At 68.9% G+C, this 23,462-nt stretch carries 19 protein-coding genes; 8 read left to right on the forward strand and 11 right to left on the reverse strand.

Annotated features, from left to right (window positions below):
* Positions 1-280: 280 nt before the first annotated feature.
* Complete coding sequence (gene polA / locus KW835_RS21655; RefSeq protein WP_218386290.1) at positions 281-3,112, reverse strand: DNA polymerase I; 2,832 nt, start codon at positions 3,110-3,112, stop codon at positions 281-283.
* A 54-nt stretch (positions 3,113-3,166) separates the two neighbouring features.
* Between polA and KW835_RS21660 the strand changes: the two genes are divergently transcribed.
* From KW835_RS21660 to KW835_RS21675, 4 genes are all read left to right on the forward strand, one after another.
* A complete protein-coding gene (locus KW835_RS21660) occupies positions 3,167-3,526 on the forward strand; it encodes a hypothetical protein (RefSeq protein WP_218386292.1) in 360 nt (119 codons plus the stop codon).
* A 101-nt stretch (positions 3,527-3,627) separates the two neighbouring features.
* Positions 3,628-4,578, forward strand: coding sequence for a homoserine kinase (locus KW835_RS21665; RefSeq protein WP_218386294.1), 951 nt, complete (start codon positions 3,628-3,630; stop codon positions 4,576-4,578).
* Positions 4,579-4,796: 218 nt separating this feature from the next.
* Positions 4,797-5,645 carry a BPSS1780 family membrane protein gene (locus tag KW835_RS21670; protein WP_218386296.1) on the forward strand — a complete coding sequence of 283 codons (849 nt, stop codon included), beginning with the start codon at positions 4,797-4,799 and terminating at the stop codon, positions 5,643-5,645.
* A complete protein-coding gene (locus KW835_RS21675) occupies positions 5,596-6,447 on the forward strand; it encodes a FecR family protein (protein WP_255593792.1) in 852 nt (283 codons plus the stop codon). The genes KW835_RS21670 and KW835_RS21675 overlap by 50 nt, the downstream gene beginning before the upstream one ends.
* Positions 6,448-6,532: 85 nt before the next feature.
* Here KW835_RS21675 and KW835_RS21680 read toward each other — a convergent pair whose 3' ends face one another.
* Positions 6,533-8,716, reverse strand: a complete 2,184-nt coding sequence (locus KW835_RS21680; RefSeq protein ID WP_218386298.1) for a PhoX family phosphatase — start codon at positions 8,714-8,716, stop codon at positions 6,533-6,535.
* A 382-nt stretch (positions 8,717-9,098) separates the two neighbouring features.
* Between KW835_RS21680 and KW835_RS21685 the strand changes: the two genes are divergently transcribed.
* The 4 genes from KW835_RS21685 to KW835_RS21700 all read left to right on the forward strand — a co-directional run bounded on the left by KW835_RS21685 (position 9,099) and on the right by KW835_RS21700 (position 14,209).
* Positions 9,099-10,286, forward strand: a complete 1,188-nt coding sequence (locus tag KW835_RS21685; protein WP_370633674.1) for an imelysin family protein — start codon at positions 9,099-9,101, stop codon at positions 10,284-10,286.
* A gap of 2 nt (positions 10,287-10,288) precedes the next feature.
* The gene (locus KW835_RS21690; protein WP_218386301.1) at positions 10,289-11,770 is read left to right on the forward strand and encodes a di-heme oxidoredictase family protein; all 1,482 of its coding nucleotides are present in this window, start codon (positions 10,289-10,291) and stop codon (positions 11,768-11,770) included.
* A gap of 83 nt (positions 11,771-11,853) precedes the next feature.
* A complete protein-coding gene (locus KW835_RS21695; RefSeq protein WP_218386303.1) occupies positions 11,854-12,963 on the forward strand; it encodes an imelysin family protein in 1,110 nt (369 codons plus the stop codon).
* A gap of 109 nt (positions 12,964-13,072) precedes the next feature.
* The gene (locus KW835_RS21700) at positions 13,073-14,209 is read left to right on the forward strand and encodes a DUF1513 domain-containing protein (RefSeq protein ID WP_218386482.1); all 1,137 of its coding nucleotides are present in this window, start codon (positions 13,073-13,075) and stop codon (positions 14,207-14,209) included.
* Positions 14,210-14,363: 154 nt separating this feature from the next.
* Here KW835_RS21700 and KW835_RS21705 read toward each other — a convergent pair whose 3' ends face one another.
* The 9 genes from KW835_RS21705 to KW835_RS21745 form a co-directional block, all read right to left on the reverse strand.
* Positions 14,364-14,618, reverse strand: coding sequence for a zinc ribbon domain-containing protein (locus tag KW835_RS21705; protein WP_218386305.1), 255 nt, complete (start codon positions 14,616-14,618; stop codon positions 14,364-14,366).
* 4 nt (positions 14,619-14,622) lie between these two features.
* A complete protein-coding gene (locus KW835_RS21710) occupies positions 14,623-15,276 on the reverse strand; it encodes an OmpA family protein (protein WP_255593793.1) in 654 nt (217 codons plus the stop codon).
* Positions 15,277-15,335: 59 nt separating this feature from the next.
* On the reverse strand, positions 15,336-15,968 hold the full coding sequence (locus KW835_RS21715) for a hypothetical protein (RefSeq protein ID WP_218386309.1): 633 nt from the start codon (positions 15,966-15,968) through the stop codon (positions 15,336-15,338).
* Positions 15,969-16,050: 82 nt separating this feature from the next.
* On the reverse strand, positions 16,051-16,353 hold the full coding sequence (locus KW835_RS21720; protein WP_218386498.1) for a hypothetical protein: 303 nt from the start codon (positions 16,351-16,353) through the stop codon (positions 16,051-16,053).
* A 274-nt stretch (positions 16,354-16,627) separates the two neighbouring features.
* Positions 16,628-17,461 (reverse strand): sel1 repeat family protein, encoded by an 834-nt coding sequence (locus KW835_RS21725; protein ID WP_255593794.1) that lies wholly within the window; start codon positions 17,459-17,461, stop codon positions 16,628-16,630.
* Positions 17,458-18,627 (reverse strand): CsgG/HfaB family protein, encoded by a 1,170-nt coding sequence (locus KW835_RS21730; protein ID WP_255593795.1) that lies wholly within the window; start codon positions 18,625-18,627, stop codon positions 17,458-17,460. The genes KW835_RS21725 and KW835_RS21730 overlap by 4 nt, the downstream gene beginning before the upstream one ends.
* A 69-nt stretch (positions 18,628-18,696) precedes the next feature.
* Positions 18,697-19,158, reverse strand: a complete 462-nt coding sequence (locus KW835_RS21735) for a hypothetical protein (protein ID WP_218386311.1) — start codon at positions 19,156-19,158, stop codon at positions 18,697-18,699.
* A 58-nt stretch (positions 19,159-19,216) separates the two neighbouring features.
* Positions 19,217-22,798 (reverse strand): hypothetical protein, encoded by a 3,582-nt coding sequence (locus KW835_RS21740; protein ID WP_339385464.1) that lies wholly within the window; start codon positions 22,796-22,798, stop codon positions 19,217-19,219.
* A gap of 88 nt (positions 22,799-22,886) precedes the next feature.
* Positions 22,887-23,246: a hypothetical protein gene (locus KW835_RS21745; protein ID WP_218386312.1), complete on the reverse strand. Its 360-nt coding sequence runs from the start codon at positions 23,244-23,246 to the stop codon at positions 22,887-22,889.
* Positions 23,247-23,462 lie beyond the last annotated feature (216 nt).

A 23,462-nucleotide genomic window follows, 5' to 3' on the forward strand; every position in this document is an offset into this window, starting at 1 on the left:
GGCTATCAACATGGCTTCACTCCCTGGGTGGATTGAAACGACTCTATCAACTCTTGCAGAACGGCTCGCGCCATGAAGAGTGGATAGCGTTTAGAGTCTATGCAATCATCCGGGATGCGACAACTAGCTGGCTAGCTCGATGGAAGCGGGTAGTGTCAGACCGTCCGCCTGATCGGCGGGTGTCAGATACCGCAGATCCCCGCAGTTGAGCGTCCGCTGCGTCAAAGCGGCCGCAGGCTGGCCCATCCGAATCCTGAGGTACCTGCCAGCCATTCACCGCTCAATGCGCCTTGTCCCAGTTCGGCCCCACGCCCACTTCGGCCAGCAGCGGCACCTTGAGCTCTGCCACCTCCGCCATCAAACGCGGAATGTGCGTGCGAAGCCACTCCACCTCCCCTTCGGGCAGCTCGAACACCAGTTCGTCGTGCACCTGCATGATCATCTTGATGCCCGGCTTGTTCGCGTCCAGCTCCTGCTGCACCGCCACCATCGCCTTCTTGATCAGGTCCGCCGCCGTGCCCTGCATCGGCGCGTTGATGGCCGCGCGCTCCGCGCCGCTGCGGCGGGGGCCGTTGGGGGAGTTGATCTCGGGCAGGTACAGGCGGCGGCCGAAGACGGTCTCCACATAGCCCCGCGCCTTGGCGGACGCCTTGGTTTCGTCCATGTACTGCTTCACGCCAGGGTAGCGCTGAAAGTACCGGTCGATGTAGGCGGCTGCGGCCTTGGTCTCGATCCCCAGGTTCTTGGCCAGGCCGAAGCTGCTCATGCCGTAGATGAGGCCGAAGTTGATGACCTTGGCGTAGCGGCGCTGTTCGCTGCTCACCTGGTCGACCTCGACGCCGAACACTTCGGCGGCGGTGGCGCGGTGGACGTCCAGGCCGTTACGAAACGCGTGCAGCAGCGATTCGTCGCCGCTGATGTGGGCCATGATGCGCAGCTCGATCTGGCTGTAGTCGGCGCTCGCGATCACGCTGCCCGGCGGCGCCACGAAGGCTTCGCGCACGCGGCGGCCTTCCGCCGTGCGGATGGGGATGTTCTGCAGGTTGGGGTCGTTGCTGGACAGGCGGCCCGTGATGGCCACGGCCTGGGCGTAGTGGGTGTGCACGCGGCCGGTGCGCGGGTCGGCCAGTTGCGCCAGCTTGTCGGTGTAGGTGCCCTTGAGCTTGGACAGGCTGCGGTGCTCCAGCAGCTTGGCGGGCAGAGGGTAGTCCTCGGCCAGTTTTTCCAGCACCTCTTCGTCGGTGCTGCGGGCGCCGGTGGCGGTCTTCTTGACCACGGGCATGCCCAGCTTGTCGAAGAAGATTTCACCGAGCTGCTTGGGGGAGCCGAGGTTGAAGGGCTGGCCCGCGATCTCGTACGCGTCCTGTTCCAGCTTCAGGATGCGCTGGCCCAGCTCGTGGCTCTGGCTGGCCAGCGTGGCGGCATCGATCAGCACGCCGTTGCGCTCGATGCGGAACAGCGCCTCGCTGCTGGCCATCTCCAGCTCGTAGATGCCGCGCAGCTTGTCCTCGGCTTCGAGCAGTGGCCAGAGGACGCGGTGCACGTCCAGCGTCTGGTCGGAGTCCTCGCACGAATAGGCCGCCGCCTTGTCCACTTCCACCTGGGCAAACGGAATCTGCTTGGCGCCCTTGCCGCACAGGTCTTCATAGCTGATGCCGCTGCGGCCGGTGTGGCGCTCGGCCAGGCTGGCCAGGCCGTGGGGCTTGTGCACCTCGAGCACGTAGCTTTGCAGCATGGTGTCGTGCGCATAGCCACGCACGTCGATGCCATGGTTCTTGAAAACATGGCGGTCGTACTTGATGTGCTGGCCCAGCTTGGCGCGGCTCGCGTCTTCGAGCCAGGGCTTGAGTCTGGCGAGTACCTCGTCGAAAGGCAGTTGCTCGGGCGCATCGGGCCCGGCGTGGCGCAGAGGGATGTAGGCGGCGGAACCGGGCTCGGTGCTGAAGCTGATGCCGACGATCTCGGCACGCAGCTCGTCCAGCGACGTGGTCTCTGTGTCGATGGCTGCCAGCTCGGCCACCTGCAGCTTGGCAAGCCAGCGGTCGAAGTCGCTCCAGGTGAGAATGGTTTCATAGGCCACCTCGCGGCCCTGCGCGGCTTCCGCGACGAAGGTCGCCTCGGGCGATGCGAACAGATCACCGCTGGCGCCGGGCAGCGCAGCCGTGGTGTTGGCAGGGGCCGAGGGTTCCAGCGCGCGGGCCAGGCCCTTGAAGCCAAACTTTTGATAGAAATCCCGCAGGGCGACCGCTTCTTCCTGCTTCATGGCGATTGCATCCATGGCGGGCAGGCCGTCAACATGCCCCGCCAGGTCGCAGTCGGTCTTGATGGTGACCAGTTGCCGCCCAGTGGGCAGCCATTGCAGCGCACCGCGCAGGTTCTCGCCCGCCACGCCCTTGATCTCGCCAGCCCGGGCGATCAGCGCGTCGAGCGAGCCGTATTCGCCGAGCCACTTGGCCGCCGTCTTGGGCCCGACCTTGGGCACGCCGGGCACGTTGTCCACCGTGTCGCCCACCAGGGTCTGGTAGTCCACCATGAGCGCGGGAGGCACGCCGAACTCGGCGGTCACGCCGGCCACGTCGCGTTTCTTGCCATTCATGGTGTCGATGATGGTGATGTGCTCGTTCACCAGTTGCGACAGGTCCTTGTCGCCGCTGGAGACGATCACCTCCACGCCCTGCGCCGCCGCCACGGCGGCCAGCGTGCCGATCACGTCGTCCGCTTCGACGCCCGGCACGCAGACCACGGGCCAGCCCAGAAGGCGCACCACCTCGTGGATGGGCTCGATCTGCGCGCGCAGGTCGTCCGGCATGGGCGAGCGCTGCGCCTTGTATTCTGGGTAGAGGGCGTCACGAAAGGTCGGGCCGCTCGCATCGAACACGCACGCGGCATAGCCCGCCGGAAACTCCTTCTTCAACGCCTGCAGCATGTTGATCATGCCGCGGATGGCGCCGGTGGCCGGGCTCGTGGGGTCGCCAGGCACGGCACGCAGGTCGGGCATCGCATGGAATGCGCGGTAGAGATAGCTGGAGCCGTCCACCAGCACCAGGGTCTTTTTGTCGCCGGGCTGCTGCGCGGTGGAGCCGGGGGTCACAGAGGAGGATTCTTCGGTCATGGGCGGATTGTGCACGCGCGGCCCCGCAACGGCCGGCGCTCTACAATCCCGCCCATGCGCGCTGTACACCTCCTTTTGCTGCTGGGCATGGCCTCCAGCACCGTCCTGGCCCAAACACCCAGTCAAAATGCCCCGCAAGGCACGGCAGAAAAGCGCGAGGCGCTATCAGAACCAGAGCAACTGGGTGGCCGTGGCAACCAGCGCACCCAGCGCATCCAGATCGAGGACGCGGGCAGCCGGGTGGACGAGCTGCGCGTGGGCGGGCAGACCCAGACGATTTCCGTGCAGCCCAAGACAGGCAACCTGCCCGGCTACGAAGTGCAATCGCCCGATGGCGCCCGCAGCCGCGCTGGCAGCAACAGCGGCGCAGAGACAACCACCGGCCCGCGCGTCTGGAACGTGCTGAAGTTCTAATCCCGGCCGCACCGGCTGCGCCGCTGCGTCCCGTGAGGGCCTGCGCGCCCCGCAGTTGCCTTCTTTCTCGTCAGTCCTTTCCCCTTACGCACCCCTGAGCGATGGCCGTTTTTACCGAAGTCTCCAATACCGAGGCGCAAGATCTGCTGCGCCGTCTGCAACTGGGTGAGCTGGTGGAGCTGCGCGGCATCGAGGGCGGCATCGAGAACACCAACTACTTTCTCACCAGCGAGCAGGGCGAGTTCGTGCTCACGCTGTTCGAGCGCCTCACCGCCGAGCAGTTGCCGTTCTACCTGCACCTGATGAAGCACCTGGCGCACGGTGGCGTGCCGGTGCCCGACCCGCGCGCCGACAAGGACGGCGACATCCTGCTGTCCGTGTGCGGCAAGCCCGCCGCGGTAGTGAACAAGCTGCGCGGCAAGAGCCAGCTGGCGCCGCAGGGCGCGCACTGCGCGGCCGTGGGCACGATGCTGGCGCGCATGCACCTAGCCGGGCGCGACTTCGAGCGCCGCCAGCCCAACCTGCGCGGCCTGCCCTGGTGGAACGAGACCGTGCCCGTGGTGCTGCCGCACATCGGCGATGCGCAGGCGGCCCTGCTGCGCTCCGAGCTGGCCTATCAGAACCATGTGGCCGCCAGCGCAGCCTATGCGGCCCTGCCCTCTGGGCCCGTGCACGCCGACCTGTTCCGCGACAACGTGATGTTCGAGGGCGACGAACTCACCGGCTTCTTCGACTTCTACTTCGCCGGCGTGGACACCTGGCTGTTCGACCTGGCCGTGTGCCTGAACGACTGGTGCATCGACCTGCCAACAGGCCGCCACGATGCCGCGCGCGCCGCGCGCATGCTCGACGCCTACCAGGCCGTGCGCCCGCTCACGGCCGCCGAGCGCGAACTGCTGCCCGCCATGGCGCGCGCAGGCGCCCTGCGGTTCTGGATATCGCGGCTGTGGGACTTCTACCTGCCGCGCGAAGCCTCCATGCTCAAGCCCCACGATCCCACGCACTTCGAGCGCGTTCTGCAGGACCGCATAGCGCACCCCTTGCATCCCTGAGGACGGGCCGCGCGGGCAAGGCCAGCGCACGCCCCCCCGCAGCCACCGGGCACCGTCCCCCTCCGCTGACACCCTGCGCGGCGCCTGGAATGGGGCACTGGGGTAAATTCAGCACTGTGGCCCGTCCATCACCGCCGTGCCGCCACGGGGCCCGGCCAGGGACCGTGGGGTGGAACACCCCGGGCGCAGGCACACTTTTCTTCCCGAGTCATCCATTCATGAAACTCCACATCGTTCCCGCCAGTACCGGCATGACCTGGGTCAAGCAAGGCATCCGCGCGTTCTGGCGGCAGCCCCTGGCGCTGGCGGCGCTGTTCTTCATGTCCATGGCGGCCATGTCGCTGGCGGCAATGATCCCGCTGGTGGGCCCGGCGGTCGCGCTGGCGCTGCTGCCGTCAGCCACGCTGGCGATGATGGTGGCGGCTGCCGAAGCCACACAAGGACGCTTTCCCACACCGGCGCTGCTGCTGGTGGCGTTTCGCACGGGCCAGCAGCGCCTGCGCGACATGCTGACGCTGGGGGCGCTGTATGCGGTCGGGTTCCTCGCCGTCATCGGGCTGTCGGCCCTGGTGGACGGCGGGCAGTTCGCCAAGGTCTACTTCGGCGGCGCGCCACTGACCAAGGAAATGGCCGAGCAGCCGGCCTTCCAGAGCGCCATGTGGCTGTGCATGATGCTGTACCTGCCGCTGTCACTGCTGTTCTGGCACGCGCCGGGGCTGGTGCACTGGCACGGCGTACCTCCGGTCAAGGCATTGTTCTTCTCCATCGTGGCCTGCATGCGCAACTTCGGTGCGTTCTTCGTCTACGGACTGGGCTGGCTGGGCGTGTTCCTGCTGGGCGCCGTGGTCGTCACGCTCGCCGCGGCGCTGCTCGCGGCCCTGGGGCTGGGCGGCGCTGCCTCCGGCGGCATGGTGGTGGGCTCGGCGATGATGCTCGCCGCCATGTTCCTGACCTCTGTGGTGTTCACCTTCCGAGATTGCTTCGAGCCGCCCTACCATCCCTCTGACGAAGCACCCCATGATGCCGCGCCCCCCTCACCCTCCGGCCCAACTGCTGGGCCGCACTGAAGACGAGTTGAACTGGCACCGGCGCCGCAGCCTGCTGCAGGCGGCGGCGCTGTGGGTGGCCGGCGGCGGCTGGACGGCCGCCCATGCCCAGTCGCGCAGCAACATCGTGGAGCTGCGTGGCGACGTGCTGCGCAATGGCGAGGCCCTCACAGCGCAGCACAGCATCGCCGCAGGCGACCGCATCGAGACCGGCCCGGGCGCCACGGTGGTGTTTGCGGTGGGCGACGGCGCCTTCATGGTGCGCCAGAACTCCAACGTGGCGCTGGAGGGCGACACGCCCAGCGCGGTCAAGGTGCTGCGCCTCATCAGCGGCGCGGTGGCCAGCGTCTGGGGCCGGGGCGCGGACCGCAAGGTCATTCTGCCCACGGCCACCGCCGGCATCCGAGGCACCGGGGTGTATGCCGAGATCTTTTCAGACCAGGGCGACCGGGGCTACTTCTGCAACTGCTATGGCACGGTGGACCTGGCCACCGGCGGCGAGAGCGTGGTGAGCGAAGCCTCGTACCACCAGTCGTTCTGGATAGAGAACGCGCCGCGCAACGGCCGCCTGCTCACGCCCGCTGGGGCCATCAACCATACGGACGAGGAGATGGAGTTCCTGGCCAGCCTGATCCAGCAGCGCACCGCCTGGCAGATCGCGGGCCGCAAGGGCACGAAGGACGGACAGGGCCAGCTCTACAACACCCCGAGCACGCCTGGCGCGCCGGCCTCGGCACCCGCGCCATTCCCCGCCGCGCCGGGCAGCACGGCGCCCCGCCCGGGCGGGGGCTACGGCGAGCAGCCCTACGGCTATGGCGGCTGACGCCACGCTGGACGGGCCATCCCCATGAAAAAAACCGGGGGACACGCCCCCGGCTTCATACATTGCCCTGCGGGCAATCCGGAACTCAGACGCCGATCAGGCCGCCGTCGCTGCGCGTGATGACCACGGTGGCCGAGCGGGGACGGGCGTTGCCGCCATCGGGCCAGTGGCTCTCAAACTTCGTCGCGTCGCCGATGTTGGCGTCGGCGGTGTTCTCGCCCGGATGCTGGATGTTGATGAACAGCGCACGGCCGTCACCCGACTCGGCGATGCCCGTGATCTCGCAGCCCTTGGGGCCGACCAGGAAGCGCTTGAGCTGCGTATCCTTCTCGCCGGGCTTGGCACCGACGATGGTCTCTTGCGTGCGGGTCGTGTCGCCGCTCTTGTTGGTGATGGTCTTCTTGCCACCATCGCCCACCTGGCCGGGCACGGCGGCCAGCAGCATGCAGTTGGTCACATCGGTGTAGGCACCATCGTCCGTCTCGAGCCACGCCAGTCCCTGCGTGGCCTGGCTGAACCACAGGCCGTCGGGGCTGGAGAAGTCGTTGTCGGCGCCCAGGCCCGAGATGTTGATGTCGGCCGCTGCCGTGGAGCGCGCACCGAACAGGTACACGTCCCAGGCAAAGCTCGCGCCCGCATTGCCGGCCTTCTCGGCAAACCGCACGATGTGGCCGTTGGGGTTGCCGTTCTGCGCCGTCTGTGCCGTGCCCTTGGGGTCGTTGTAGAAGCGCGGGTTGGCCGCATCGGTCTTGTCGATGGGGCGCGAAGACGCATTGGTGTTGGTCAGCGTCACGTACACGTCGCCGGTCTTGGGGTTGACGGCCGTCCACTCGGGGCGGTCCATCTTGGTCGCGCCCACCACGTCGGCCGCCAGGCGGGCATGGATCAGCACGTCGGCCTGGCTGGAGAACGCATAGTTGGCCGAGGTTTCGCCGATGCCGTTCTTGCCGAAGGACAGCTCCACCCACTCGCCCGTTCCGTCGGCCTTGAACTTGGCCACGTACAGCTTGCCGTCGTCCATGTACTTGTCGCCGGCGGCCAGGCCGCCGGTGGCGTCTGCAGCGTCCCAGTTCTTGTTGGAGACGAACTTGTACACGTACTCGTTGCGTGCGTCGTCGCCCATGTACCACACGAGCGGCTTGCCGGCCTCGACGCGGCCCAGGCAGGCGCCTTCATGGCCGGCACGGCCCAGGGCGGTGCGCTTGCGCGGCGTGCTGGTGGGGTTGAACGGATCGATCTCGACCACCCAGCCATAGGTGTTGTGGGCGTTGCGGTAGTCGGCCGAGGCGTCGGCGCCCTTGACGTCGAGCACCCAGCGGTCGAAGGTGTCCTGCTCGGCGGCATCTGCGGCGCCCTGCGTGGTGCCCCACAGGCCGTAGAAGTCCTGCGGGCCGACGCCGTAGCGCTTGATGGCGGCCAGTTCCTTGGCCGTGCGCTTGGCATCGTCGGTGGCCGCAGTGCGCGAGAAATAGCCGTACCAGTTCTCTTCGCAGGTCAGGTAGGTGCCCCACGGCGTGGTGCCGTTGGCGCAGTTGTTCACGGTGCCGCGCGTGGCGGTGCCGGCCGGCGAGTACTTGCTCTTGACGAAGTCCGTGCCGCGCACGGGGCCGGACAGCTCCATCGGCGTGAGGGTGTGCACGCGGCGGTTGAAGCTCGAGTCCTGCTTGTAGCTCCACTTGCCGTCGGCGCCCTTGGTCGTCTCGATGATGCTCACGCCGTGCAGGTAGAACTCGCGCTTGACTTCGCTGGGCACGGTGCGCTTGCCGCCCACCACGGTGCGGCCCGTGGGGTGCAGGAACACGGGGGTCAGCGATTCGTGGTTCATCACCAGCAGACCGCGGCTGCCGGCCTTGGCGTCCCACTTGCCGCTGCCATTGGCACCGAACCAGGTCATGCCGTCGTGGTGGTCGCCAGCGCGGCGGTCGTAGGTGGCAGGGTCGTCCGTGCCATCGTTCTTGTACGCAGGCACGCCAGCGGCGATCGGGTCGCCCAGACGGTACAGCACGCTGGCGGTGTAGCCGGCGGGCACGACAACGGCGTCGCTCAGGCTCTTGGCAACAGCGTTGAAGCCCAGCTTCAGGCCGGCCGCCGGATTGGCCGGATCGTCGCTGCCGCCGCAGGCGGCCAGCGAGATGCTGCCCAGCATCGCGCCACCAGCGGTCGCCACGGTACCGCGCAGCAGGTTGCGGCGGCTCAGGCGGGCTTCGACCATCGTCGAGAACGATGGGTTGCTGGTGGTGTTGTAGCCGATGTCATCGGGGTCGGTCATGGATGTCCTCATGGGGTTGTTGTGCAAACCACGGGAGCGTAGAAACGCTGCGTGACGCCGGCATGAAGGTTTCGTGACGGGTTGACGACAACGCTGCCGGACACGTCCACCCGCCGCACCCGCGCTATCCCCTGAGATTCGCCCGGCCAATAAGGATGCGAATTAATCTCATTCATATAATCAATCGTTCTTTGGATTGACCGGCTGCCTGGCCCGGCGCCCCCTCTCTGAGCAAGGGGCGTGATGCCCGCCAGCCCACAACTTCCCATCCAGACCCAACGGCCTTCGGGCCTGCCACCCGCCTTGCGCCAGCGCAGGGCGGCCGTCATCGTTCGTTTCAGGAGAAAGCGCAGTGAAAACCCACTTCCTCAAGGCCGCCGCCATCGGCGCAGCACTGGCCGCCAGCACCCTGGCCCCCCTGGCCATCGCGCAGGCGCAGCAGCCGCAACAGCAGGGCGCCGCGGACCAGCAGCCCGCGCAGGCCATCAACGCGAACGCCGTGGCGGCCCACTACGCCGTGCTCGTGCACGCCAACTATGCGGACACCCTCGCCAGCGCCCAGGCGCTGCGCGAAGCCGTGGCGGCCTTCACGGCCAAGCCTTCGGCCGAGACCCTGGCCGAAGCCCGCAAGAAGTGGCTGGCCGCGCGCGAGTTCTACGGCCAGACCGAGGCCTTCCGCTTCTACGGCGGCCCCATCGACAACGACAACGGCCCTGAAGGCCGCATCAACGCCTGGCCCATGGACGAATCGTTCGTCGACAGCGTGCAGGGCAAGCCCAACGCGGGCCTGGTGAACAACCGCAAGTTCGTCATCAACAAGAAGAATCTGTCCGCTCAAAACGAGCGCGGCGGCGAAGAAAACATCGCCACAGGCTGGCACGCCATCGAGTTCTTCCTGTGGGGCCAGGATCTGTCCGAGACCGGCCCGGGCGAGCGCAACTTCGAGGACTTCGTGGACGGCAAGGCCAAGAACGCCGACCGCCGCCGCCAGTACCTGAACGTGGTGACCGACCTGCTCATCGACGACCTCACGTCGCTCGTGAAAGCCTGGGCGCCCGATGCCAAGAACAACTACCGAACCCGCTTCGCGCGCGGCGGCCAGGAATCCGTGCGCAAGATGCTCGTGGGCCTGGGTTCGCTCTCGCGCGGCGAGCTGGCCGGCGAACGCCTGGAAGTGGCCCTGAACAGCCAGGACCAGGAAGACGAGCACTCGTGCTTCTCGGACAACACCCACCGCGACGCGGTGACCAACGCCCAGGGCATCCTGAACGTGTGGCTGGGCGAATACAAGCGTGCAGACGGCAGCATGGTCAAGGGCGCGTCGCTGCGCGACCTGGTGGCCGCCAAGGACGCGGCGCTGGCCGAGAAGACCACCAAGCAGATCGCCGCTTCGGTGGCTGCCGCCGAAGGCATCCAGGCGCCGTTCGACCGCGAGATCATCGGCGGCAAGGACGCCCCGGGCCGCCAGCGCATCCAGAAGACCATCGACAGCCTCACGCAGCAAAGCAAGGACCTGGTGGCCGCGGCCAACGCCATAGGAATCACCAAGCTCACCCTGGTCCAGCCTTGAGCATGCAGAGACCGCAAGCCAATCGCCCCCGGCGCGCCCTGCGCCTGGCGGCAGCCAGCATCGGCATCGCCGCCGTGGGAGGCCTCGGATTTGGCGCCCTGACGGCTGCGCCACAGCCCGACCCGCAGGGGGAGAAGACCGGCGGCGAGACCACCGTTTTCGCCACCGGGCGCAACGCCTTCTCGTTCCCGGCCGCCAACCTCACCGACGAGGAGCGCACGCGCTTCGTCATCGGCAACTCGTTCTTCCGGCGCAACTGGGTGGAGGCGCCCGCCTCCACCAAGGCGCGCGACGGGCTGGGCCCGCACTTCATCGCGCGCTCGTGCGGCGGCTGCCATGTGCAGGACGGCCGGGGCGAACCGCCGGAAATCTTCAACCGCCTGGGCGAGACCAAGGACCCCACGGTGGCCCTGCTGATCCGCCTGTCCATCCCCGGCACCGACGCGCATGGCGGGCCGGTGCACGACCCCGTGTACGGCGACCAGTTCAACAATGCAGCCATCCAGGGCGTCAAGCCCGAAGGCCGCGTGACCCTGCGCTACGACACCATCAAGGGCAAGTTCGCCGACGGTACGCCCTACACACTGCAAAAGCCCACCTACGGCTTTGCCGACCTGGGCTACGGACCCATGCACCCCCAAGTCATGACCAGCCCGCGCATTGCGCCGCAGATCATCGGCGTGGGCCTGCTCGAAGCCATTGCGGAGGCCGACATCCTGGCCAACGCCGCCGATCAGGCCGCCGCCCCCGGCCCCATCAAGGGCGTGCCCAACAAGGTATGGGACGCACAGGCGGGCCGCATGATGACGGGCCGCTTCGGATGGAAGGCCAATGTGGCCACCATCGCGCACCAGACGGGCGGGGCCTTCCTGGGCGACATGGGCATCACCTCGCGCCACTTCGCGCAGGAGGCCTGCACGCCCACGCAGAAGGACTGCCTGGCGGCCCCCAGCGGCAAGAGCGGTGGAGAACAAGGCCAGCCCGGCGTCGAGATCGACGACAAGACCCTGGCCGACGTGATCTTCTACCAGGCCACGCTCGCCCCCCCCGCACGCCGCAACATCAACGATGCGCAGGTGCTGCGCGGCCAGGCGCTGTTCAGCCAAGCCCAGTGCGCCACCTGCCACCGTCCGAGCTACGTCACCAAGGAAGGCCCCTTCCCGCACCTGACCAGCAAGGCGCTGAGCGGGCAGCGCATCTTCCCCTACACCGACCTGCTGCTGCACGACATGGGCGAGCGGCTGGCCGACGGCCGGCCCGACTTCGGCGCCAGCGGCCGGCAATGGAAGACCCCGCCGCTGTGGGGCACGGGCCTGATCAAGGACGTGAACGGCCACACGCGCCTGCTGCACGACGGGCGCGCGCGCGGCGTGCTCGAAGCCGTGCTGTGGCATGGCGGCGAAGCCGAAGCGGCCAAGGACCAGGTGCTCAAGATGAAAAAGGCCGACCGGGATGCGCTCGTGAAATTCGTGGAGTCTCTATGAACAGAACTAGCCCCCACGCTCCGCCGCTGCGCGGGGCGCTGCCCCCCGAGGGGGTCGCGTTTTCATCTTGGGGCGGCCCGGCGATGAAAACATCCCTCATCGCAGCCGCCCTGCTGCTGGCCGCCCTGCTCCCCCTCGCTGCGCAGGCTCAGCCTTCTGCATCCGCGGCATCCACCGTCCCTGCCTGGCAGCGCAATGCCGTGCCGTTCTACGACACGGTGCACGCCCTGCAAGGCATCTACGGCCACTGGGCCCTGCCCCGCGCACAGGACTTCGACCGCAACGCGCGCGCGCTGGTGCCCGCTGTGGCGGCCTTGTGCCAGGCGCCGGCGGCGGACGGCAAGGCAGCGCTCGAATCCGCCCGCACCGCCTGGCAGGCCACGGCCCGCGCGTGGGAGCAGCTGGCCGCCGTGTCCGTGGGCCCCGTCATCGCCCGCCGCAGCCAGCGCGCGATCGACTTCACGCCCACGCGCCCGGCGCTGATAGAAAAAGCCATCGCCGCCCAACCCCAGGGCGCCAAGGCCTTCGAGCGCATCGGCACGCCCGCCAAGGGCCTGCCCGCGCTGGAATGGCTGCTGTGGACACGCCCGGCCCAGCCCGGCAGCCCCGCCTGCAGCTACGCCCACGAGGTGGCGCAGGACGTGGCGCGTGAATCGGCGGCGCTCACCAAGGCCTTTACCGACGCCGCCGCGACCGATTGGGGCGCCGAAGACGAACAGGAAGGCTCCACACAGGCCATCAGCGAATTCGTGAACCAGTGGGTGGGCGGCATCGAGCGCCTGCGCTGGGCGCAGATGGACAAACCCCTGCGCGCGGCCCAGGGAACGCGCACGCCGGACTACCCCCGCACCGCCAGCGGCAACACGCTGGCCGCCTGGGCCGCGACCTGGGGCGGCCTGCGCAGCGTGACCACCCTGGCCGCCAGCGCCGACATCCCCGCCGCCGGCGAGGCCTTGGTGCCGCTCGAGATGTACCTGCGCGGCAAGGGCCTGAACCCGCTGGCCGACAAGCTGCGAGAGGCCACCGACAAGGTCGACACGTCGATGGCGCAGGTGCAGAAGTCCGGCCTTCAGAACAAGGCGGCCGTCCAGCAGACGGCCAGGGACCTGGCCGCGCTCAAGTTCCTGGCCGAGTCCGAAGTGGCGCCTGCGCTGCAGGTGAGCATCGGGTTCTCGGATGCCGATGGGGACTAGGCCAGGCAGCCCCGCTGAGGCGATGCGCGCCGTCCCCCCGGGGGGACGCCACCCGCAGATCGCCCAGGCCGGTTCTGCGGCGGCGCTCGCCTTGGCCCCGGCCCTCGGCATGCCGCGCGGCGGTCGCCGCGATGCGCTGCTCGCCCTGGCAGGCCTCGGCGCATGGGTGCTGGCCCCTGGCGCGGCGCAAGCCAAAGCACAGGGCCGCGCCATCCGTCTCGCCGCCGCCTGGGAACACCAGGGCAGTTTCCACATCGGTGTGCTGTCCACGCAGGAAGGCGCCGGGCAGGCGCTGCAGGTCCACGCATCGCTGGAAGTACCCACACGCGCCCACGGCCTGTGCATGCTGCCCGATGGGTCGGTGCTGGCCACGGCCCGCCGGCCCGGCGACTGGCTGGTGCGCTGGCGGCCCGGCGCGGGCAGCGAACCGCATTGGTTTTGGCAGGACGGCGAGCGCTCCTTCAACGGCCACGTGCTGGCCAGCGCCGATGGCCAGCGGCTTTACACCACCGAGACCGATGCCGAGACCGGCGCGAGCTGGATCGTGGCGCGCGATGCGGGCACGCTCGCACCCGCCGCCGAGTGGCCCACCCACGGCATTGATGCGCACGAACTGATCTGGGACACACGCGGTGGCGGCGGCCAGGGCAACGCCCCCACGCTCATCGTCGCCAACGGCGGCGTGCCCACGGCCCCCGAAACTGGCCGCGTCAAGCGCGACCTGGGCACCATGGATTCATCGCTCGTGCGGCTGGATGCCCGCACGGGCCGGCTGCTGGGCCAATGGCGCCTGCAGGACAAGCGCCTGAGCCTGCGCCACCTGGCCTGGAGCCCCGACGGCCAAGTGCTGGGCATTGCCCTGCAGGCGGAGCACGACGATGCCGCGGCAAAGGTTGCCGCCCCCGTGCTGGCCCTGTTCGACGGCATCGCGCTGCGCGTGGTGTCGGCGCCCCCGCACATCGCCCCCAGCCTGAACGGCTACGGTGGCAGCACCGCCGCCACGCCCGCAGGCTGGGCCGTGAGCTGCCCGCGCGCCCACGGCATCGCCACGTTTTCGCTCCAGGGCGAGTGGCAGGGCCTGGTGCCACTGCCCGAGGTGTGCCCTCTGGCCGTGCGCAGCGGCGCGCTGTGGGCCGGCGGCCTGGCCGCCAGCCTGCAGGACGCACTGGCGCCGGACCCGTTGAATCACCCGCACGGAAGCCAGCTGCAAGGCGTGCGGCTGGACAACCATTGGGTGACTGCATGAACGCCCGCTTTTTTTTGATCAAACAAGGCCCTGGCGCTCTCCAGCAAAGCGCCGTTAGCTACTAAAAGTAGAGCGTTCGGGCATTGGATTGCCGACGCATGGCAGCCCGTCCAGAACGAACCCGGAGGCCCTGGTCGCCGCGTGGCCCGGGTTGTCAACGCCCCGTGAACATGAAGTACGCCAGCACGCACACCGCCAGTGCCACGATGAGCTTGGCAATCCATGGCGTCACCAGCCACCCGCCCAGCGCCACGGCCACGCGGCCCCACACATGCGGGGATTGCAGCGCGTTGTGCGGCTGCGCTGGCGGCGAAGGCCCCCGGTCCTGCAGCGGATAACCGCAGGACGGGCAGGACGGTGCGTGCGATGAGATGTCACGCCCGCATTCGGGGCAGCGGATCAGGGCCATGGGTCTATCTCCCGTCCTTGCTCGGAACGCCGATCAGTATCTGCACGCGGCGGTTCAGTTGGCGCCCCTGCGGGTCGTCCCGGCCGTCTGGCAAGGTGTTCGGCGCCACCGGCTCTCGCTTGCCCCGGCCATCGGTGCGTGCCTGCCGGCCGGTCTGCTGCTGCAGCGCCCGCGCCACGGCCTCGGCACGGCGCAGGGACAGCGGGTCGTTGTAGGCGTCCGTGCCCTTGCCGTCGGTGTGGCCCAGCACCGTGAGCGGCGCGCTGGCGTAGCTCTTGATGAGCTCGGCCGCCTTCGCGATCGAGGGCGCCGCATCGGCCCGCAACTCGGCCTTGTCGAAATCGAAGAGCACGTCGGCGGGCAGGTCGATGGAGATCGCCTGCTCGGGGGTGGAGCGGGCCTTGAGTTCAGCCAGCAGGGCGCGGGTCGCCTGCAGCCGCTCCCTGGGTACCTCGGCTTCGCGCAGGATGGTCTGCGGCCCACCGCTGCGCTGCAGCGTGGTGTCCTGCGAGCGAGCGGCCAGGCCGCCCCCCTGCTCCTGCAAGCGCAGCGTGGTGGACGGGGCCCCCGACGCCGGCTCCAGCCGGGTGGGAACGCCCGCCAGCGCCCTGCCGCTGCGCACCACCTCCTGCGCTGCCGCAGGGGCCGTGATTGCCATTGCCAGGCACGACAGGCTCAGCCCAAGCCAAAGCCGGCCCTGCAGCGTCCGGTGCCGCATCAGCCGCCTTGCAGGGGCAGGTCGACCACCAGCCCCGGCGCCACGATGTTGTCGTCCTGGTTGCCGTCGTTGAAGACCAGCTTGAGCTTGCGCGCCGACGGTGACACCGCGCCCATGAAGACCAGTTGGCCGTCCAGCGTCTCGCCTTCGCGGATGGTGATGTCGCGGTTGTTGTCCGGGCGCTTGATGTGCAGGCGCGCGCCGGTCTCGTCCTGCAGGTAGGTATCGGCCAGCGCCAGCATGGTGGTATTGGTGATGCGGTTGGCGAAGGAAATGCTCACATCGAGCACCGTGGCGTCCGCGCCGATCTCCACGGCCTTGATGCGCACCGTGACGCCGGCAGCGGCAACGCCCTGCACGGCCAGCGGGACGCGCTTGGGTGACGCCGCTGCCACGGGTGCGGCCGGCGGCGCGGCAGCCACCGCAGACGTCGTTGACGCGGCCGGCGGCGTTGCCACGGCAGGAGCCGCAGCGGGCGCGGCGCCCACGGCGGGCGCCTCGGGCGCCCGGTCCTTGCACGCGGCCAGGAGCAGGGCCGCCGTGGCAAGGCCCAAGGCGGTGGCCTTGCGCACGGCCACCCGGGTCCGGCGGATCGAAACCACGGTGTGCAAGGCGTCGGATGGAGTGTGCATGGTGTACTTGGAGATCACTGGTGATTGGTTTTGTGTGACGGTGGTTGAAGGCTCGCGAGCGATGGGTGCCAGGGTCGCGCCGTCAACGGATGCGGATGCTGTTGGTCTGGCCAGTGGCGCCTTGCCCGGGGGCCGCTGGCTGCGCGCCCCGCGAGCAGTCGCGCGTGCGCACATCGTTGGCATTGCGCCCCTGCACGATGACGGTGCGGCCCTCCAGCCGCGCGCCCGACACGTCCACGCTGTTGACGGACGCGGACCCATCCTCGGCGCAGCGCGTGCCCGCAGCCGTGTTGCCTGACACCTCGATGCGATTGCCTTCTACGGAAGCTCTGGGCGCACGGCCGGGATGGCCTGCAGCGCCGGCAGGCGTGCCAGGCCGGGCCACGGGGCTCGCGCGGTGGGTGGGGGGCGGCGGGCTTGCAGGCTCTGTGCCGGTGGTGCCTGTAGCCCCTGTCGGTCCCACCGGCCCCGTCGGCCCCGTCGGCCCGACAGGACCCACTGGGCCGCTCGGACCGGCAGCCAACGCCGCCGAGCCTGCTGTCAGCACCCCGCACAACGCGACCGCCACGCACCGCAGCGTCGCGCGGCATGCCAGACCGTGGAGTCTTGCCCACCCTGGGTATGGCGACATCGCTCTCTTCATCATCAGATCCTCCGCATCAGGGCGGCGCCTTGCCCGGAACGCCCGGCAACGTGCTGCCGGGCGCCGCTGCGGAGGCGGCAGCCGCCGGCCGGGGCACGGCCGTCATGCCTGGCAGCCCCGACCCCGGCCGCGTGGCCGCGGCAGCGGCGGGCCGGGCGTCGCCGCCGCGGTCCGTGCCATCCCCCGCAGCCTGCCGCTGCACGCGCGCCTCCAGCTCGGACGCAAAGCGCTCGGCCAGCGCGACTTCCTCCACGGCCATCTCCGCACCCAGCTCGTTGATGACCGACAGCACATTGCGGTGCGTGCCGGTGTCGGGCTGGGCCATGCGCTCCAGCAGGCGGGCATAGCCCAGGGCGCGCACGTTGTCCTTGGGAACGCCCTGGCCCTTGCGGTTCATCTCGGACAGGCGCTGCATGGCGCGCGGGTCGCCACGCACGGCGGCCAGCAGGTACCAGCGGTAGGCCTGCCCCATGTCACCCAGGCCAGAGCGCGGGTTCTGGTAGGCATCGCCCACGAAGGAGAGCAACTGCGGGTTCTGCGTGTTCAAGGCCTCGCGCTTGAGACGCTCCAGCTCGTTGCGGTAGATGGGACCCTGGCAGCCCAGCTCGGGCACGCCGCGCTCCAGGGCCTCGTTGCACGATTCGATGAAACGCGCACCCACGGTGGCCCCGGGCGCAGTGGTCTGTTGCGCGGGGGCAGGCGTTGGGGTGCCCGACGTGGCTGCCGCAGCCGCACCGGGACTGGCGGGCGCTGGGCTGGCGGGTGGCAGTTGCGCGAACGCCGGCACTGTCAGCGCGGCATACAGCATCCAGGGTGCACCCCGGCGCAGGGGGCTGGCAACACGCATCATGTGCCCGCCTTGGCGCCTGCGGGCGCTGCGGCGCCGGCCGGTGCCGCACCGGGAATCTGCGCCTGTGCGGTATCCCAGGACATGGGCACCCCGAAGAACAGCGGCTCGAAGCCCTGCCAGGTCATCACGTCCACGGCGCCCAGCGACGCAAAGCGTTGGGCGTAGACCTTCTCGAGCGCCTGGCGCGTCTGGTCGTCGTACTGCTGCGTGACCTGCACCGGCTCGCCGTACTTGCGCAGCGTGACCTGCACGAGGCCGAGCTTGAGCTCTGGCGTGAGGCCGTTGTAGGCCGCGCGCATGTTCTCGATCACCACGGGGTCGGGCGTGCCGTTCGGGATGCAGCGCCAGTACGGGGTGTTGGTGGCCTTGCCGACCAGCTCGAGCACGCTCAGGTCCACCAGCGTGCGGATCGCCGAGTGGCGCCCCTGCAGGTATTTGCCTTCGAGCTTGAAGCCGAAGGCGTCGCCATAGAAGCCCAGGCTGGCGTTGTCTTCGGAACTGAAGTTGAGCACCTTGACCACGTTCGATGCCTGCACCTGCGGCACCATCTGCTGGGTGGAGAAGCTCACCAGATTCAGGTCCAGCGCCAGGGCGGAATAGATGGCCGTGCGCTTGACGTCGCCGCCCAGTGTGGTCTTGCCGTTGCCCTTGCCGAACTCGATGCCCGCCGAGTTCACGCGGCCGGCGCCGGCGATGGCACGGTCGAACTCCGTGAGCGCGCCGGTGATGAGAAAGTCGGGCATCGTCACGCCGAACTTGGCGCCCAGCTGCGCCTGCGACACCAGGTAGTCGGGGTGGTAGGGCACGTACACCACGCGCGCGCCGATGCGGTTGACGGCGGTGCGCACCATCTCGGTGATGTCCCCGGGGATCTCCGCCCCCACCAGCGGACTCGACAGGTTGGTGGCATCCAGGATGCTGCGGGTCTGCATGTAGATGACCGGGTCGCCCTCCTTGTAGACGTCCAGCATGCGCCCGAAGCGGCCCAGCGCCAGTGAATAGGGGCTCAGGTTGGTCACGGGCAGGAGTTTGTCGGCCTCGCGCTCCTGCAGCAGGGTATTCGCGTCCTTGAGCGCGTTCTCGGTGGTTGCGCAGCCCGCGAGGGCAGCCAGGGCCAGGGCCATTGCCCCCCAGCGCAATGTTTTCTTCTTCGTTGTCGTCTTCATGGTTCTTTGTTTTCGTGGTGTTGTGAAAGCCCCGCTCTCTCGGGGCTGCAAGGCGCTTGGGCCGCTGCGTCAGCGGCCTGAATTGAGGACTGTGATGTTCTCCACCCCCTTGCCTTCCACATAGAGCGTCACGTTGCCGTTGACGTTGCCCTGGATCACCGGGCTGGCGATGCGCAGCGTGCCGTCGGCGCCGCGCTGCACGTCCGAATAGGTGGAGCGGATCACGATGTTCTTCTGCCCTTCAGGCAGCTTGAGCGTGCCGTCCGGCTGCACCAGCGCGCTCTGGTCCACCAGCGTGTTCTGCGAGATGGCGCGGTTCACGCGGGCCTTGGCGCTGACGGATGGGTAGACGCCGTCGTTCAGCCGCACACCGCTTTGCGCCATGTCCTTGTAGGCGCCCAGCTGCTCGCCGTAGTTCACCAGCTGCGCCTGCGCGCCGGTTGCCGTCAGCGCCAGCACACCGGCTGCGCAAGACAGCCACCATGCCCGCGCGGCACGCCCGGGAAATTTCCTTGTTTCTCTGTTTTCCATTGCTGCTCCTTCATCCACTGAAATCGAGAATCCGCTGCGCGGCGGGCCGTTGCGGGGCCTACATGCTCAGCAGGTTGACCGCCGGCAGCACCGTGACCGACTGGTTCACCACGCCGGTCGAAGGGATCGTGTAGGTGTAGCCAGGGTTGGCCGCGAACGGTGTGTTGCCCGCCACGCCGACGACCCCCGTGACGGCGCCGCCCAGGTTGCGCACGCTGCCCGATGTCATGCCCGCCGCTGCGGCGGTCATGTTCCCGACGATGGTCACCGCGCCGGTGATCACGCCCTGGTTGATCACGGAGTTGGACACGCCGCCCACGGCCGCGTTGCCCTGGTTGCCCGCGATCACGACAGTGCCCGCCATGACCCCGTGGTTCACCAGCGAGTTGACGGTGCCACCCATCGTGGCGCTGCCCCGGTTGCCGGCGATCAGCACCCGGCCTGACAGTTGGCCGCGGTTGTCCACGCTGTTGACCGTGCCGCCGCCCGTGGCGTTGCCCTGGTTGCCGGTCACGACGATCTGCGCGCCTGCGACGCTGCCGCTGTTGTGCAGCCCGTTGACCAGGCCACCGCCGCTGGCGCGGCCCGTGTTGCCCGCGATCAGCACCTGGCTGCCCTTGATGGAGCCGGAGCCGGAGACGCTGCTGACCTTGCTGCTGCCCCCCTGGGCGCTGGCCTGGTTGCCCAGGATGGTGATGTTCGAGCCCGTGATGCTGCCTTCGGCGCGCACGCTGTTGGCCAGCGCGCCGGAGTTTGCCGAACCCGCGTTGCCGATGATGGTGATCTGGCTGCCGGTGACGCGGCCGTTGCCCACCACGCTGTTGATGGCGCCGCCATCGCGTGCCGAACCCTGGTTCCCCAGGATGGTGATGCTGCCGCCCTGCAGCGTGCCCGCCACGTCCACGCTGTTGGCCGCGCCCTGCTGCGCCGTGCCCTGGTTGGCCGTCACAGTGACGTTCGAGCCTGTGATGCGTCCACGGCTTTGCGCCCGCACGCTGTTGGCCACGCCGTCGCGCCCTGCGGCCCGCGCACCGCCCTGGTTACCCACCACCTGCACCGAGCTGCCCTGCAGCGTGCCGTCCACCTGCACGCTGTTGGCCAGCGCAGTGCTGCCCTGCTCGGCCTGCGTGGACACCGCGGTGTTGGCCGCGATCAAGGCCTGCACGCCATCCACGCGGCCGCCCGCGCCTTGCGAGAAGCTGTTGGCGGCGGCCAGGCCCTCGGTGGCCTGCACCCGGCCTGCCGCGTTGCCCATGAGCTGCAGGCTCGCCGCGCGCATGTCGCCCAGCACCTGGACCGCGTTCGCGTTGGCTTGCCCGATGCCCTTGCCGAAAGCGGCAAAGCCGGCCACGGTGCCTTCGCGGCCCTCGCTGCGCACGTCGGACGCGGTGTTGCCCGCCAGGGTGAGGTTGCTGCCCTGCACACGGCCCTGCGCATTGATCGACAGCGCGTTGGCGTTGATGCGGCCGCCATCGGCATTGAGCTGCCGCGCGGTATTGCCCGCCACCAGCAGGCCGGTCTGCGACAGCGCCGTCGCGCCCGACCCATCCATGTACAGGCCGTTGGCAGCCAGCACGCCGTTGGACTTGCTGCCTACACCGAGCGCCTGCGCACCGCTGCCGGCTGCACGGATGTCCTCGCCGGTGTTGCCCACGATGGTGACGGGACTGCCTTGCACGGAGGCACTGCGGTAGCCAGCCAGTGCATTGACCAGTGCCGTGCCCCCCGTGGCGTGCACGCCGCGCGCAGTATTGGCCGCGATAAGCCAGGGCGAAGAGGCATCCACCCGCGCGCCGTCGTGCAGCACCAGGGCGTTGGCGGCCGCGCGTGCGCGGGTTTCGCGCCCGACCAGCCCGCCGGCGCCTGAGACCGAATCGGCCGTGGTGGTCATGTCCGTGGCGGTGTTGTTGCTCAGCACGCCATCAGCCGACAGCCTGGACGGCGCACCCGCCCCGTTTTCGATCGCAATGCTGTTGGCCTGCAGCGCGCCGCCGCGCGCTGCCAGGCGCGAGGCCGTGTTGGCCGCCATCGTCAGCGTGGCAGCATCAAGCTGCGAACCCGTGACGGACAGCGTGTTCGCCAGCGCGGCGGACTGCTGGCTCGCTGAAAACAGCAGCCCGCCACCTGCCTGCGCGGCGTAGCCGGTGGACTGCACGCCGTCGGCACGATTGCCCGCCAGCGTGACGGCCGTGTTCTGCACGCGGCCTTCGCTCACCATCAGAGCGTTGGCGGCGGCCAGGCCGCCCGATCCGGTCACGGACTCGCCCCGGTTGCCCGACACGGTGACTGCTGCCCGCTCCAGCGTGGACTGGTGGTCGGCCACCACAGTGTTGGCCAGCGCTCGGCCGTTGCGCTCCAGCGCACCCACCGCGCCGCCGCCGATACTGCCCGCACCGCCCGCAGTGCGCACCTTGTCGGCCACGTTGCCGGACAGCAGCACCGATCCCCCGCGCACCGTCGCGTTGTCCAGCCACAGGCTGTTGGCGGCGGCGCCGCCGCCCGTGGCGACCACGTCGCGGGCCTCATTGCCGGCGAGCCGGTGCACCGGACCTTCAGCCAGTTCGCCGCGCGTGACGGAAATGGTGTTGGCCAGGGCCGATGCCGACACCCTCACATCGGCCAGCGCACCGCCCAGGATCGAGCCTTCTCCGCCCCACGCCTGCACGTTGCGCGCCTTGTTGCCGGACACGCCCGCCTGGTAGCCGGCCGAGCCCGCGAGCTTGTGGTCGGTGAAGCTGATGCTGTTGGCCAGAGCGCTGCCGCCGGTGGCGATGACTTCGGCGGCCTCATTGTCTGCAAGCACCAGCTGCGCGCCCTTGAGCTCGCTGGTGGCCAGCGTGACGGCGTTGGCCGCGGCCACGCCGGTCAGGTTCACTTGCGCGATGGTGCCGCGCCCCACCGCGCCGCCTCCGCCACCCGCACGCACGTCCTGCGCGCGGTTGCCGGTGTGCAGCACCCGCGTGTCCACCAGCACGGAGCGCGCTGCGGTCAAGGCATTGGCCAGCGCCGAGCCACCGATGGAGGTGACGCGCCGTGCATCGTTGTCCGTCAGTGCGATGTCGGAATTGCGCACTTCTGTCGCGTCCAGCAGCACGCTGTTGGCCGTGGCGCGACCCGGCATCTGCAAAGAGCCGGTGCCCAGCAGCACCTCGGCCTTGGCACCGAAGGCCGCGACGTCGGCTGCGCGGTTGCCCTGCACCAGCAGGCGGCTTGCCGTGAGCGGCTTGACGCCCTCCGAACTCGCAGCCAGCACCATGTTGGCCGTGGCCGCACCGCCCAGCGCGTGTATGAAGCCGTTGACCTGATTGCCCAGAACGTACACCCGCGACTGGCGCACATCCATGGCCGCCAGGCCAATGCCGTTGGCCTGCGCCGTGCCGGCCAGGTCCACCCGCATGCCGGCATTGGCCAGGGCAGAGCCCTTGCCGCCTGTGGAGACCACCGGGCCCGTGGACTTGTTGTCCAGCACCTGGAGCTGGCTGTTGCCATCCACCTGCGTGCCGGGGCTGTTCTTGTGCCAACCCAGGCCGCCCAGCATGGATTCCTGGGCGCCGGCACCGGCAGGCGCCACGGCCACCGAGATGCCCAGCAGCCACAGCGCGGCCTTTTCATGCGGTTGCGTCTTGCGCTTGATGTGCACTCAGAGCCCCTGTCGACGTGAAAGGATGATGGCCAGGCTGCCGGGCGCGCGCCCGGCCTGCCTGCAGTTGGTCACTGGGCCCATGGGCTCAATTGATGTTGACGCTGTTGACGTTGGCCGTGCCGCCGATGGCCTTGATGTCGGTGGCCTCGTTGCCGCTCACGGTGATGTCCGAATTGCGGATCTTGGAGCCCGTGATGTTGATGCTGTTGACGTTGGCCACGCCTTCCATGGAGATCTCGCCCACCTTGATGCCAGCCTTGCCGCCACCGGCGATGACGTTGGTCGCCTTGTTGTTGGTCACCATGATCCGGCTGTTGGTCACTTCCGATCCCGCCGACCCCTTGCCCGAGAACAGGCCGGGAATGGTGACGTTGCCGCTCTGGGCAAAGGCTGCGCCGCACGTGAGGGTGAGTGCAGCAGCGGCGGTAATGGCAATTTTGCGCATATCAATAATCCTTGTGAAATTGGAAATAATCGATGAGCAGCCCCTTTGCGGCCTGCCAGCGGATTCTTGATGAGCACGTTTGCCGCGACAGTAAATAAATGTTGCCGCTCAAATACCAAGAGAAAAGAGCCCCTGCGCGCAGCCCCTCACGCACTGCAGCACCCTCGCAGGGCGCATGGCATTTCGTTTTGTAGGACAAGGACTTACGAAGAACAT

The organism is Acidovorax sp. sic0104 (genome assembly GCF_019219095.1).
Lineage (GTDB): Bacteria > Pseudomonadota > Gammaproteobacteria > Burkholderiales > Burkholderiaceae_C > Acidovorax.

Excerpts from the sequence above, each read along its gene's own strand:
- KW835_RS21735 (WP_218386311.1), bottom strand. The coding sequence starts at position 19,158 with ATGGAAAACAGAGAAACAAGGAAATTTCCCGGGCGTGCCGCGCGGGCA.
- KW835_RS21675 (WP_255593792.1), top strand. The coding sequence starts at position 5,596 with ATGATGCCGCGCCCCCCTCACCCTCCGGCCCAACTGCTGGGCCGCACT.
- polA (WP_218386290.1), bottom strand. The coding sequence starts at position 3,112 with ATGACCGAAGAATCCTCCTCTGTGACCCCCGGCTCCACCGCGCAGCAG.
- KW835_RS21670 (WP_218386296.1), top strand. The coding sequence starts at position 4,797 with ATGAAACTCCACATCGTTCCCGCCAGTACCGGCATGACCTGGGTCAAG.
- KW835_RS21665 (WP_218386294.1), top strand. The coding sequence starts at position 3,628 with ATGGCCGTTTTTACCGAAGTCTCCAATACCGAGGCGCAAGATCTGCTG.
- KW835_RS21705 (WP_218386305.1), bottom strand. The coding sequence starts at position 14,618 with ATGGCCCTGATCCGCTGCCCCGAATGCGGGCGTGACATCTCATCGCAC.
- KW835_RS21730 (WP_255593795.1), bottom strand. The coding sequence starts at position 18,627 with ATGAAGACGACAACGAAGAAGAAAACATTGCGCTGGGGGGCAATGGCC.
- KW835_RS21695 (WP_218386303.1), top strand. The coding sequence starts at position 11,854 with ATGAAAACATCCCTCATCGCAGCCGCCCTGCTGCTGGCCGCCCTGCTC.
- KW835_RS21715 (WP_218386309.1), bottom strand. The coding sequence starts at position 15,968 with ATGCACACTCCATCCGACGCCTTGCACACCGTGGTTTCGATCCGCCGG.
- KW835_RS21725 (WP_255593794.1), bottom strand. The coding sequence starts at position 17,461 with ATGATGCGTGTTGCCAGCCCCCTGCGCCGGGGTGCACCCTGGATGCTG.
- KW835_RS21680 (WP_218386298.1), bottom strand. The coding sequence starts at position 8,716 with ATGACCGACCCCGATGACATCGGCTACAACACCACCAGCAACCCATCG.
- KW835_RS21710 (WP_255593793.1), bottom strand. The coding sequence starts at position 15,276 with ATGGCAATCACGGCCCCTGCGGCAGCGCAGGAGGTGGTGCGCAGCGGC.
- KW835_RS21690 (WP_218386301.1), top strand. The coding sequence starts at position 10,289 with ATGCAGAGACCGCAAGCCAATCGCCCCCGGCGCGCCCTGCGCCTGGCG.
- KW835_RS21700 (WP_218386482.1), top strand. The coding sequence starts at position 13,073 with ATGCCGCGCGGCGGTCGCCGCGATGCGCTGCTCGCCCTGGCAGGCCTC.
- KW835_RS21745 (WP_218386312.1), bottom strand. The coding sequence starts at position 23,246 with ATGCGCAAAATTGCCATTACCGCCGCTGCTGCACTCACCCTCACGTGC.
- KW835_RS21660 (WP_218386292.1), top strand. The coding sequence starts at position 3,167 with ATGCGCGCTGTACACCTCCTTTTGCTGCTGGGCATGGCCTCCAGCACC.